The following is a 12,485-nucleotide window of genomic DNA, read 5'->3' on the forward strand; positions in this document are numbered from 1 at the left end:
GGTTCCAGACACTTTTCGGAATGACCGCAAGCCCTGAATACGGGCTTGTACAGGAGGTTTGCAATGGGCGCTATCTTGAATCTGGTCGAGCGCAATCTGCACGAAGTGCATGTCGACGCCGACCGCATGCTGTTCCATATCCCCAGCAGTTCGCTGTTCGCCAGCGATGAGCTGACCGGCACCATCATCGATACCTTGCGCGGTCCCGGTTGTTCGTCGGACGACCTGATCCAGCGCTTGGCCGAACGCTTCAACGGCGAAGAAATCACCGAGACCCTGCGTGAGCTGATCTCCCTGGAGTTGGTCAGTGACGGCTCGCCGCTGACGCCTGACATCGCTGCCAAACGCGTCGAGCGCACCGCGATCAATACCGTGGTGCTCAACGTCAACACGGGCTGCAATCTGAGCTGCACCTACTGCTACAAAGAGGACTTGGACAAGCCCTCGGCCGGTAAGAAAATGGACGTCGAAACGGCGGTCGCTTCGGTAGAAATGCTATTGCGCGAATCCCCGGATGAAGAGCGTTTCACCGTGGTGTTTTTTGGGGGCGAGCCGCTGAGCAATCGCAAGCTGATTGAGTACATGGTCGACTATTGCGAAAAGCGTTTTGCCGAGGCGGGAAAATTCGTCGAATTTGTCATGACCACCAACGCCACGCTGCTCACCGAAGACACCGTGGACTACCTCAACGCCCATCGTTTTGGGCTCTCGGTCAGTATCGACGGGCCGAAAACCGTGCACGACCGCAACCGCATCACCGTGGGCGGGCAGGGCACGTATGACGTGGTGCGGCGCAAGGCCGAGATGCTGCTGTCGCGCTACAACAGCCGCCCGGTTGGTGCGCGGGTAACCCTGACCACGGGCGTCACCGACGTTGAAACGATCTGGGACCACCTGTTCAACGAACTGGGCTTTGCCGAAGTCGGTTTCGCTCCGGTGACGTCTGGCGATATCAGCAGCTTCAACCTGTCCAGCGACGAGCTGATCGAAGTCTTCGCCAACATGAAAAAGCTCGGTCGGCGTTATCTGGAGGCGGCGCTCGAACACCGCAACATTGGTTTTTCCAACCTGCACCAGTTGATCACCGACATTCATGAAGGCCACAAAAAGGCCCTGCCTTGCGGCGCGGGCCTGAAGATGCTGGCGGTGGATCACAAGGGCGAATTGAACCTGTGCCACCGTTTTACCGGTTCGAGCTTGCCGACGTTCGGCAACGTCCACAGCGGGGTGAAACAGGTCGAGTTGAACGACTTCCTGTCCCAGCGCCTGGACCGCACCAACACCGGTTGCGAAGACTGCCAGATCCGCAATCTCTGCTCCGGCGGCTGCTACCACGAGAGCTACGCCCGATACGGCGACCCGACTCATCCGACCTATCACTACTGCGAACTGATGCGTGACTGGGTCGACTTCGGCATCGAGGTCTACACCCGGATCATGGCTCACAACCCTGCGTTTATCAGCAGCTACATCACTCCGCGCAAGGCTCACTGATATGAAACATCTCAAGGCAATCAACAACAAAGCCCAGAAACTCGATCAGGCCGCGGCCGAAAACCGTATCGAAGAAGTGGTGGCGATGAGTTCCGTCGCCGGCTGCGCCTCGACGACCGACCCAGGTTGGGAAATCGATGCGTTTGGCGGTGTGTCGTCGCTCTGCCAGCCCATGGAAGCGGACCTGTATGGCTGCTCCGACCCCTGCTGGTGGCCGGCCCAGGTGCCGGACATGATGAGCACCTATCCGGACTGGAACAAGGATGCCCAGGCGTCCAACGAAAACTGGCGCAACCTTGGCACTGTCTTTCCAAAAGACAAATGATCGGTCACGAAGAAGGATTCCAGCATGCAATGCATCAAAGCCTGCGGCCTGGCCGCGTTCGGTGTCCTGGGCGCCATGTCGCTCAATGTCCTGGCCGATGAAAACACCGCGCTCCAAAGCGGTCACGAATACATGGTGACCACCAATTATCCGAACAACCTGCACGTGATCGACCTGGCCACCGACAGCCTGTTCAAGACCTGCAAGATGCCCGATGCCTTCGGTCCCGGCACTGTGCAGCTGTCGCCGGATCGCAAGACCGCTTACGTGTTGAACAACCATTACGCAGATATCTACGGCGTTGAGCTCGACAGCTGCAAGCAGGTCTTCCACGCCAGCATCACTCAGAAACCCGGCGAGAAAGCGAAGTCGATGTTCGCCTTTACCCTCAGCCACGACGGCAAGGAACTCTTCGCCATCGCCAACCCGACGTTGATGCTCAACGATCGCTACGAGGTGCAGCAACCCCGGCTCGATGTCTACGCAACCGATGCCGGTATGGACGCCAGACCCGTACGCAGTTTTCCGGCACCGCGCCAGTTGACCATCATGCAAAGTGGGGACGATGGCGCGCTGTATGTGGCCGGGGCGGATGTCTACAAGGTCGACGTGAACACCGGCAAGTTCGACGTGCTGATCCCCAGTCGCCATTGGAAACGTGAAAACTACAGCGCACCGGACGTGCTCTATGTCTGGAACCAGCAGACCTACCGTCATGATTTTTCGCTGCTCTACACCGCTGCGAAATTCAAGGACAAGCAGCAGGACCCGGCCACAGCCGAGTACCTCTATGGGCTGTTCAGCATCGACCTTAAAACCGGCAAGACCGAAACCATCGACTTCGGTCCGCTGACAGAAATCTACTTCAGTGGCATGCGCTCACCCAAGGACCCGAACCTGATGTTCGGCGTGCTCAACCGCCTGGCCAAGTACGACATCAAGCAGAAAAAGCTGCTCCAGGCCGCGACCCTGGATCACTCCTACTACTGCATTTCGTTCAACAAGGCCGGCAGCAAGATCTACCTGGCGGGGACCTTCAACGACGTAGCGGTGTTCGATGCCGACAGTTTGAAGCAGATCGGCAGCATCAGATTGCCCGGCGGTGATATGGCAATTACCACGGCGCAGATATTCATGCGTTGAGGAAAGCCGGGAAGGGCAGCTGTCATTCAGTCAGGGCGCCGTGGTGATGCAACCCACGGCGCACCGGATCGTACAAAAGGATTCGATATGAGTTTACCAAGCTACACCTGCGGGCCGCAGACAACGCCCTTGTTGGCGATGACTATTGGCGCCGCCTTTGATCGAGCGGTCGAGCGGTTCTCCGAGCGCGAAGCGCTGGTGGTGCGGCATCAGGGTCTACGTTACACCTGGGCGCAATTGGCCGAGGAGGTGGACGGTTGCGCACGAGGGCTGCTCGCGCTGGGGCTCAAGACGGGCGAGCGGCTGGGCATCTGGTCGCCGAACTGCGCGCAATGGTGCATCACCCAATTTGCGGCCGCCAAGGTGGGGGCGGTGTTGGTGAACATCAACCCGGCCTACCGGTCGAGCGAACTTGAGTACACGCTCAAGCAATCGGGGTGCCGCTGGCTGATCTGTGCCGATTCGTTCAAGACCTCCAACTACCACGCAATGCTTCAAGAGCTGCTGCCCGAACTCCAGCGCTGCGGCGTTGGCGCACTTGAAAGTGGTCGCTTGCCCGAGTTGCGCGGTGTGATCAGCCTCGGCGACGAGCCGGTGGGCGGCATGTTGTCCTGGGAGGGGCTATTGGATTTGGCTGAACGGGTGGCGCCGCAGCAACTGCGCGAATGCGGCGACCAGTTGCAGTTCGATGACCCTGTGAACATCCAGTACACCTCGGGTACCACCGGATTTCCCAAAGGGGCCACCCTCAGCCACTACAACATCCTGAATAACGGTTTTATGGTCGGTGAAAGTCTAAAGCTCAGCGAGCACGACAGGTTAGTGATACCGGTGCCGCTGTATCACTGCTTCGGCATGGTCATGGGCAATCTGGGTTGTCTCACCCACGGAACGACAATGATCTATCCCAGTGCAGCCTTCGATCCTTTGGAGACCCTGCGGGCCGCTGCACAGGAGAAAGCGACCGGCATGTATGGCGTACCGACGATGTTCATTGCCATGCTCGATCACCCGGAACGTCAGTCGTTGGACTTGAGTCACCTGCGGACGGGCATCATGGCCGGCTCCACCTGCCCGATTGAAGTCATGAAGCGGGTGATTGAGGAACTGCATCTCAAGGAAATGCAGATTGCCTACGGCATGACCGAAACCAGCCCGGTCTCCACCCAGACCGGGCCGGACGATGATATCGAGCACCGTGTCACCCGTGTCGGCCGCACGCAGCCGCATCTGGAAAACAAAGTTGTCGACGAGCAAAACCGGATCGTTCCTCGCGGTCAGGTCGGTGAATTGTGTACCCGAGGCTACAGCGTAATGCTGGGCTACTGGAACAACCCGCAAGCGACCGCGGAAGCCATCGACAATGCACGCTGGATGCACACCGGCGACTTGGCAATCATGGACGAGGAGGGTTATCTGAGGATCATCGGCCGCAATAAGGACATGATCATTCGCGGCGGTGAAAACGTCTATCCGCGCGAAATCGAGGAGTTTTTCTTCACCCATCCTTCGGTGGCCGACGTGCAGGTGATCGGTGTGCCGGACAACGTCTACGGAGAAGAGATCGTGGCTTGGATCAGGTTGCATGAGGGACATCAGGCCAGCGCCGACGAGTTGCGCGAATACTGCAAAGGCCGGATCGCTCATTTCAAGACGCCACGCCATTTCAAGTTCGTTGACGATTTCCCCTTGACCGTCAGTGGCAAGGTGCAGAAATTCCGCATGCGTGAAATCAGCGTAGAGGAACTGGGAGCGCCGAGCGGCGAGGGGGCGTAGCCGCTGGCTATTCGCCTGGGCAGCGATGTGAGTTGCCTCGCTGAATATGCGATGACCAAGGCCGGGCTCGCGACTGCGATACGACAGGCCGCTTCTGCCTACGAATTTCCGGAGAAATCTGGATATGCGCCAGTCCAGGCGGCAGCCGAGCTACTGCTGAGGGCTAATGAGGAGGCCGGGACGATTCGTGGCGGCGTCACCCACGACGACCTTTTTCTCGCCACTGCCGGCATATGGCAAATCGATTCCCAGAGCCAATGGCGTACTCGTCTCGACAGATTGATGGACTTGGTGATGGGTGGCCTGTGCGCGGGCAGTCCTGAAAGTTTGAAGAAGAACGCGGGGGCGCCTGAGAATGCTCCGTAGGTGATGCCCGGGACGCAAGCCAGCCCCCCAGACTGTTCAATGCTGATAAGCCAACAAACGGCGCTCGGCCAATCGAAATACACCCACCAGCGCGCACGCCAACAGCATGTAGAGCAGGGCGGCAATGCCATAGGCCTGGAAGGTCTTGAAGGTGGCGGCGTTCACATCGGCAGCGATTTTAAGGATGTCGGGAACGGTGGCGGTGAAGGCAATGGCCGTGGCGTGCAGGACGAAGATCACTTCGTTGCTGTAGGCCGGCAGTGCCCGGCGCAGCATGCTCGGGATCAGCACCAGGACGAACAATTGGCGGCGGGTCATGCCCAGGGCCAGCGCCGCCTCGATTTCACCGCGTGGGGTGGTGCGCAGCACGCCGGCCAGTATCTCGACGGTGTAGGCGCAGGTGTTCAAGGCCAGCGCCAGGATCACGCAATGCATGCCGTCGCGAAAGAACCACCACAGGCTCGGCGACTCCCTGATCAGGCTCAGGCTGGCCAGGCCGCTGTAGATGATCAGCAGCTGCACGAATAGCGGCGTGCCACGAAATACCAAGGTGTAGAACTGGACAGGCAACGTCAGCCAGCGATTGCCATAAGTACGAACCAGCGCCAGGGGTATCGCCCCGACCAGACCGATAATGGCCGATGTCACCAACAGCCATAAGGTGACGGACAGGCCACTCCAGCGGTAACCGTCGGACCAGAGGAAGTTCGGCCCGAACTCTTTCAGTATCTCGATCATTACGCGCTCCGCTGCGGTTCGATGCTGTAGCGTCGTTCAAGGTGTTTGAGGGCCAGGCTGGAGAGGATCGCAAAGGCGAGGAAGATCGCCGCGATCACCAGATAAAAGAACATCTGCCGTGAGGTCGCGTTACCCGCTTGCTTGGCGACCTGGACCATGTCATTGAGGCCCAGCAGCGAAATCAGGCCTGCGCTTTTCAACAGCACTTGCCAGATGTTGCCGATGCCGGGCAAGGCGAACCGCATCATTTGCGGCAAGCGGATCCGCCGCAGCACTTGCCAATGGCTCATGCCATAGGCCCGAGCCGCTTCCAGTTGGCCAAACGGAATGGCCCTGAAGGCGCCGCGAAAGGTTTCGGCGCAGTAGGCACCGTAGATGAATCCCAGCGTACCGATCGCGGTGCCATAGGGATTCAACTGCAACGATTCCCGGCCGAACGCCTGGGCTATCTGGTTGATTCCGATTTGCGCGCTGTAATAGATCAACAGCATCAGGACCAGGTCCGGAACGCTGCGCACCAGCGTGGTGTAGACCGTCGCGACCAGCCGCAGCGGCGCCACCGGCGAGAGTTTCGCCAAGGCGCCGAGCAGGCCAAGCACGATGGCGACGCAGGCGGCCCAGGTGGCGACCTGGACGGTCAGCCACGCACCCTGGAAAATCAGATAACCGTACCCTTCGAGAAACATGCTTTCGGGCTCCGCACGGATGGATTATTTCGGCGAGATGTCGAAGTCGAAGTATTTCCTGGCGATGCGCTCATAGGTGCCGTTACGGTGGATCCGTTCGAGCGCCTGATTGATTTCCCCAGCGAGGGCGGTATCGTTTTTACGCAATCCGATGCCAGTGCCCGGACCGAAGATCTCCGGTGACTTGACCACCTCGCCGGCATAGTCGAAGCCTTTGCCGATAGGCTTCTTCAGCAGGCCTTCGGAAACGGCGATGGCATCGTCGAACGCCGCGTCCAGGCGACCATTGATCAAGTCCGAATAGGTCAAGTCACTGCTTTGATACGGCACCACTTCCACGCCTTTGAGGCCCCACATCCGTTTTGCATAGGCTTCGAACACGCTGCCTTGCTGCACGCCGATGCGCTTGCCGCGCAAGGATTCGGCCGTCGGTTGCAGTTGGCTGCCTTGCGGGGCCACCAGGCGTGCCGGGGTGTCGTACAGGGTGTCGGAGAAGGCGATCTCGGCTTTGCGCGCTTCAGTGATCGAGAGCGCAGAAAGTATGCCGTCGAACTTCCTGCCTTTAAGGGCCGAGATCATGCCGTCAAAGGCGTTTTCGACCCAGACGCAACGACGTTGCAACTCGCTGCACAGGCTTTCGCCCAACTCGATATCGAAACCTGTCAGGGAGCCGTCCGGTCGCTTGGACTCGAACGGTGGGTAGGTGGGGTCGACCCCGAAACGCAGCTCTTCGCTGGCGCCCCAGGTCATCAGCGGGCTGGCCACGAGCATCAAACCGATCAGACATTTTTTCATCGACAGGGTATCCACGACAGGTTGGTAGAAGCGTCCCGGGACGGGGCCCGGGCAGCACGCATCAGCCTTGAGTCTTCAAGGCGTTTTTCAGTTGTCGAGCGCGTTGGTCGTCCACGGCTTGTCCGTGGCCAAAGCCACCGGTCCAGCCGCACACCTGACCGGCATAATCGACACCTCGTGCAAGACACTCGGCAAGGTTGTGCCGCGCTTGCCATGCCAGCAGGAACGCGGCGATAAAGCCGTCGCCAGCACCCATGCTGTCGATGAACGCGCAGGGCCGCGCAGCCTGCTCATGCACTCCTTGTGCATCGACTGCGAGCGCGCCCTGGGCGCCGCGGGTGATGACCACCGTTGCCGGGCCCAGCGCCCGCATCGAATCTCCCAGTTCACGGGCTTCGCTGGGCGACAGGTGGGCCGCCGAGAAAAAGGCGATGTCGACGTGCCGGATCAACGCTTGCCAATCGAACTCGATCCAGTTGTCCGAGAAGTCGAATGACAGGCAGCCACTGGCCTGGCGGATCTGCGCCAGTTGGTTCTCAAGCCCGCTATAGAGGCTGCTATGGGCCAGCGGGAATTGCGCGAGATAGTTCAAGTCGCCACCATCGAGTCGCAGTTGGTGGCAGACACCCGAATCGCTGCCGAGAAATACCCGTTCCCCGTCGATACTGTCGACACAGGCCCAGCCATTGGCTCCCACCAGCACTCTGCAATGGGATGCATCGACGCCTTCCTGTTGCAGGCAATCGAGCAGGTACTGGCCGTGCCGGTCATGACCAACGCAGCCCAGATAGGCGCTGCGAGCCCCCAGCCGGGCGGCAAACACCGACACGTTGAGTGCGTTGCCACCGGGATACTCGATGTTCCGGTCCAGATAAACATCCACAGTGTTGTCGCCGACCGCGATCAGGCTGGCCATGCTCAGTACTCCGTTTTCCACATGTAGCGGCGCGTCGTCAGCGGCTGCTGGTGCCAGACCGCGAGATGAGCGGCGATACGTTCCACGGCGATACCGACGATGTAGGGCGCGACAATGGCGCGGATTTCCGGGTCGATGCCTTCCATTGGGAAATCCTTGGCGTCATAGACCATGACGCGTTCGGTGTATCGCTGACAGAAGCGCACGACACGTTCCATCTGCGCCCGGCTGGGGTCTTCGCCCACCAGCAGGAGCAGCGGGGTGGTGGCGTCGATGGCTTCGAACGGGCCGTGGAAAAACTCTGCAGCTTCCACCGGCAGGCAATGCAACCACTGGCTTTCCATCACCACGCAGACACCGAATACATAGGCGGTGGTGAACATCGGGCCCGACGCGAGGAAGTACATCACGCGATCATCCTTATACAGGCGCGCCTCTTCGGTGGCGCGCCGGTCGTTATTGATCGCAGCGTCGGCGAGGGCCTGCGGCAGGGCCTTGAGCGAGCGAGTGAGCTTGTCCAGCAGTGGCCAGCCTTCACGCTTGGCCAGGATCCCGCCAACCAGTGCCTGGAGGATCATGAAGCAACCGAAGTACGCCTCATCGGTACGTCCCAGCAAAAAGCAATGTTGAACAGCCTGGGCCAACGGCAGCTCGGCGGTTTGCGTCACGCCGACGGTGAGGCAGGGCTTGTCCTGCAGAAAACGCGCGGCGGCGATGGTTTCCTGGGTCGTCCCGGACTTGGAGGCGAGGACCACCAAGGTGCGTTCATCCAGGCGCGGCGGATCGATGTCCATGAAGTCGGCGGGGAAATAACGGCGTACCTCCAGTGTGTGGCTGTAGCGCTCCAGCCAGTATTGCAAGCCGAGCATGATGCGGTTGGGCGCACCGCAACTGACGAAGTAGATGCGGTCGATTCGCGTGGCCAGTTCCTGGCCGAATTGCTGCGCGTCGTCGACGATTTGCACGGATTGCTGCAAGGAAGTGGTGAATGCTTCCCGGTTGAACTGGATCGCCATGTGAGCTCCTGGGGGCTTTGTTGCGGTGTTCATGTTGCGGTTCATGATCACCATGTAGACCAAAAGCTATACCACCAAAAATACCATTACAAGATTTTTTCTCCGTGGTCTAATGCGCTGCCAGCGCGGTTCTCAAGGTTGGCAATGGGCCGTTTATTTGGTCTGCTTATCAAGCTGGCGGGTTTGCGATGGTTTCAGTGGGTACTGTTGGCACGCCGTTGCACAGAAAAATAAATCCAGGATGTAGACCATGAAAGTTAGTCCTTCCAAATCCTCCGACGTGGCCCTGCTGGCGCCCGAACGCAAGCAGGTGGCCTGGCAGGCCGTCCAGGCCCTGCTGGAAATGCTGGAGCGCCCGGAGTTCGGGCCGAGTGAACGGATTCCGGCGGAACGGGACCTGGCCGAGCACCTGGGCATCAGCCGGATGACGCTGCGAAAGGCCTTGCAAACGCTGATCGATCGCGGGGTACTGGAGCGCCGTGGCAACCGCGGCACCTTTGTGACCGGTCCGGGCGTCGAGCGGCCACTCAATACCGTCGCGCGCAAAGGCATCGCCGAAGTGGTCGAACAAGCGGGGGCCAGGCCGGGCAGTAAATTGCTCTACTTCGAACAAACCCAGGCCAGTGCCCGCGTGGCGAGACTGCTGAAGATCCAGGAAGGCGATCTGTTGCTGACCATCAGGCGACTGCGCACGGTGGATCAAAAGCCATTCTGCATAGAGACCAGCTACATCCCAGCAGCCCGCGCACCGGACCTCGTGGCGGGAGACCTGATCGAAGGGGCCTCGTTGTATGCGTTGCTGTTATCGCGCTACCAGATCGAAATGGAAAGTGACGAGGGCACGCTGAGCATCGCCACGATGAGCGACCAGGAGGCCCGCTTGCTCGACGTCGAGCCCGGCACGGCCGCGCTGGTCTACCGAGGTGTGATCTTTGACCGCCAAGGACAGCCGGTGGAGTATCTGGTTTCGATCAACCATCCCCAACGCGTGGTGTTCAAACTGGCGGACAGTCGGGTCAATAGCCTGCATTGCGATCATTGATTTTCAAAAAAATGATCGGCGCTCACATCCGATGATGTTCCAGCAAAAAATCCACGAACACCCGCACCCGCGCCGGCATTGCCGACCCTCCAACGAAAACCGCATGGATCGGCTCCCGGTCCCCAGGGTTCCAGGTATCCAACAGCGGCACCAGGTCGCCGCGCTGCAGATCCTTGGTTACGGTGAACTCGCCGATACGGGCGATACCCGCGCCGAGTCGTGCCAGTTGTGCCAGCGCCTCGCCGCTGCTGCATTCGATGTTGCCGCTGACCTTCAGGGAGAATTCCCTGCCGTCGCGAATGAACGGCCAGTTGGGTTCGGCGCGACGGAAATTGAAGCGCAGGCAGTTGTGGCGCAGCAGGTCTTCCGGTTCCTGGGGTGTGCCGTGGCGCTCCAGATAGTCGGGCGAAGCCACCACCACTTGGCCGGTGTCGCCGATCCGGCGCGCGGTCAGCGGGCTGTCGGGCAGATGACCAAAGCGCACCGCCACGTCGGCCTGGCCGCCGAGAATGTCGACCACTTCGTCGCCAAGGGTGAGGTCGACGACGATGTTCGGGTAGCGGGCGCTGAAGGCGGCCACCAAAGGCACGATTGTCTGTCGTCCATGGCCGAGGGCGGCGCTGACCCGCAAACGGCCTTTGGGTACGCCTTGGTCGGCAACGGCTTCTTCGACCTCGGCCATGTCGGCCAGGATACGCCGGGCGCCGCGCAGGTAAGCCTCGCCCTCGACGGTGAACGTGATCGCTCGTGTGGTGCGCAACAGCAAGCGGGTGCCGAGACGTTGTTCGGTTCGCGCGATGATCCGGCTGACCGCCGAGGGCGTCAGCCCCAACGCACGCGCGGTGGCTGACAAGCTGCCTTCCTGCGCCACTGTGGCGAACACAGCCATTTCACCCGATCTGCCGTTGACGTCCATTTGTGCTCCGTACGCAAAGGTGTTTGCAGGAAAGGCTATCTACCGCCAAAGAGGACCGCATCGTAGCATTTGCCGCATAGATGAGGAGTCTTCCAATGCGTATCAATCCACCACTTGTCGCACTCGCCATAGGTGCCTTTGGCATCGGCGTAACCGAGTTCGCTCCCATGGGCATGTTGCCGGGGATCGCTGCGGATCTCGGCGTTTCCATTCCCGCCGCCGGCCTGCTGGTCAGTGCCTACGCCCTGGGCGTACTGCTCGGCGCGCCGCTGATGACCCTGACCACCGGCAGGATTCCCCGGCGCTACCTGCTGATCGGACTCATGGCGATTTTCACCCTGGGAAACCTGATGTCAGCGCTGGCAACCGACTACTACAGCCTCATGGTCGCCAGGGTCGTGACCTCGCTGAACCACGGCGCGTTCTTTGGCGTAGGCTCCATCGTCGCGGCCAGCGTGGTCGCCCCGCAGAAACGCGCCGGGGCGGTCGCAGCCATGTTCATGGGCCTGACCCTTGCGACGATCGGCGGCGTGCCGCTGGCCGCCTGGTTTGGCGAACTGTTCGGCTGGCGTACGGCATTCTGGGGAATTACCGGTCTGGGCGTAGTGGCGATGGCTGCGCTGTGGTTCGCCTTGCCCAACGTGCCGGCGCCGCAAAGCATCGGCGTGCTGGCCGAAATTCGAGTACTGGGCCGTGGCCCGGTGTTGGGCGCGTTGGCCCTGACCGTGGTCGGCTCGGGTGCGATGTTCACCGTCTTCACCTATATCGCCCCGATCCTGAGCAGCGAGACCCATGCCTCCGCCACTTTCATCACGGCGATGCTGGTGCTGTTCGGCGTGGGGCTGACGCTGGGCAATATGTGGGGCGGCAAGGCCGCGGATCGCTCGATAGACCGCACCCTGATCGTTTCGCTGAGCGTGCTGATTCTCGTCCTGCTGGCGTTTACCGCACTGATGCGCTGGCCGCTCCCGGCGGCGATCGCCATCCTGATCTGGGGTATCGCCAGTTTCGCCTTGGTGCCGCCCTTGCAGATGCGCGTGATGGAAGCCGCCAAGGACGCGCCTAACCTGGCCTCGGCGGTGAACATCGGCGCCTTCAACTTCGGCAACGCGATTGGCGCGGCGCTGGGCGGCGCGGTGATCAACGCGGGGCTGGGGTATCCGGCGATTTCCCTGGCTGGCGCGGCAATGGCGGGTCTGGGGTTGTTGATGGTGTTGGCTTTCGCCTGGCGTTCCAGAATGGTTGCGGCTGCGGCGGTTTGAAGTTTACTGC

The 12,485-nt window shown here is 60.5% G+C and carries 12 protein-coding genes and 1 pseudogene; 7 read left to right on the top strand and 6 right to left on the bottom strand.

The window, feature by feature from the left end:
- The first annotated feature begins 63 nt into the window (after positions 1-63).
- The 5 genes and pseudogenes from peaB to FHK92_RS00425 form a co-directional block, all read left to right on the top strand.
- Positions 64-1,494, top strand: a complete 1,431-nt coding sequence (peaB, locus tag FHK92_RS00405; RefSeq protein WP_181286276.1) for a quinohemoprotein amine dehydrogenase maturation protein — start codon at positions 64-66, stop codon at positions 1,492-1,494.
- 1 nt (position 1,495) lies between these two features.
- Positions 1,496-1,819 carry a quinohemoprotein amine dehydrogenase subunit gamma gene (gene qhpC / locus FHK92_RS00410; RefSeq protein WP_007933151.1) on the top strand — a complete coding sequence of 108 codons (324 nt, stop codon included), beginning with the start codon at positions 1,496-1,498 and terminating at the stop codon, positions 1,817-1,819.
- Between the two features lie 24 nt (positions 1,820-1,843).
- The gene (gene peaD / locus FHK92_RS00415; protein ID WP_181286277.1) at positions 1,844-2,962 is read left to right on the top strand and encodes a quinohemoprotein amine dehydrogenase subunit beta; all 1,119 of its coding nucleotides are present in this window, start codon (positions 1,844-1,846) and stop codon (positions 2,960-2,962) included.
- Positions 2,963-3,049: 87 nt separating this feature from the next.
- Positions 3,050-4,738 carry an AMP-binding protein gene (locus FHK92_RS00420; protein WP_181286278.1) on the top strand — a complete coding sequence of 563 codons (1,689 nt, stop codon included), beginning with the start codon at positions 3,050-3,052 and terminating at the stop codon, positions 4,736-4,738.
- Between the two features lie 27 nt (positions 4,739-4,765).
- Positions 4,766-5,104: pseudogene (locus FHK92_RS00425) on the top strand (SbtR family transcriptional regulator); the annotation flags it as partial.
- Between the two features lie 36 nt (positions 5,105-5,140).
- Here the strand turns inward: FHK92_RS00425 and hisM are convergent.
- From hisM to FHK92_RS00450, 5 genes are all read right to left on the bottom strand, one after another.
- The gene (gene hisM / locus FHK92_RS00430) at positions 5,141-5,842 is read right to left on the bottom strand and encodes a histidine ABC transporter permease HisM (RefSeq protein WP_181286279.1); all 702 of its coding nucleotides are present in this window, start codon (positions 5,840-5,842) and stop codon (positions 5,141-5,143) included.
- Positions 5,842-6,528 carry an ABC transporter permease gene (locus FHK92_RS00435; protein WP_181286280.1) on the bottom strand — a complete coding sequence of 229 codons (687 nt, stop codon included), beginning with the start codon at positions 6,526-6,528 and terminating at the stop codon, positions 5,842-5,844. The genes hisM and FHK92_RS00435 overlap by 1 nt, the downstream gene beginning before the upstream one ends.
- A gap of 24 nt (positions 6,529-6,552) precedes the next feature.
- Positions 6,553-7,323 carry an ABC transporter substrate-binding protein gene (locus FHK92_RS00440; RefSeq protein WP_181286281.1) on the bottom strand — a complete coding sequence of 257 codons (771 nt, stop codon included), beginning with the start codon at positions 7,321-7,323 and terminating at the stop codon, positions 6,553-6,555.
- Positions 7,324-7,384: 61 nt separating this feature from the next.
- Positions 7,385-8,239, bottom strand: coding sequence for a PfkB family carbohydrate kinase (locus tag FHK92_RS00445; protein WP_181286282.1), 855 nt, complete (start codon positions 8,237-8,239; stop codon positions 7,385-7,387).
- Between the two features lie 2 nt (positions 8,240-8,241).
- The gene (locus FHK92_RS00450) at positions 8,242-9,255 is read right to left on the bottom strand and encodes an SIS domain-containing protein (protein WP_181286283.1); all 1,014 of its coding nucleotides are present in this window, start codon (positions 9,253-9,255) and stop codon (positions 8,242-8,244) included.
- Positions 9,256-9,505: 250 nt separating this feature from the next.
- On the opposite strand from FHK92_RS00450, the gene FHK92_RS00455 reads away from it, so the two are divergent.
- The gene (locus FHK92_RS00455; RefSeq protein WP_181286284.1) at positions 9,506-10,297 is read left to right on the top strand and encodes a GntR family transcriptional regulator; all 792 of its coding nucleotides are present in this window, start codon (positions 9,506-9,508) and stop codon (positions 10,295-10,297) included.
- A gap of 22 nt (positions 10,298-10,319) precedes the next feature.
- Here FHK92_RS00455 and FHK92_RS00460 read toward each other — a convergent pair whose 3' ends face one another.
- Positions 10,320-11,213 carry a LysR family transcriptional regulator gene (locus FHK92_RS00460; RefSeq protein ID WP_181286285.1) on the bottom strand — a complete coding sequence of 298 codons (894 nt, stop codon included), beginning with the start codon at positions 11,211-11,213 and terminating at the stop codon, positions 10,320-10,322.
- Positions 11,214-11,308: 95 nt separating this feature from the next.
- On the opposite strand from FHK92_RS00460, the gene FHK92_RS00465 reads away from it, so the two are divergent.
- Positions 11,309-12,475 carry an MFS transporter gene (locus FHK92_RS00465; RefSeq protein ID WP_181286286.1) on the top strand — a complete coding sequence of 389 codons (1,167 nt, stop codon included), beginning with the start codon at positions 11,309-11,311 and terminating at the stop codon, positions 12,473-12,475.
- Positions 12,476-12,485: the final 10 nt, after the last annotated feature.

The organism is Pseudomonas brassicacearum subsp. neoaurantiaca (assembly GCF_013608025.1).
GTDB lineage: Bacteria > Pseudomonadota > Gammaproteobacteria > Pseudomonadales > Pseudomonadaceae > Aquipseudomonas.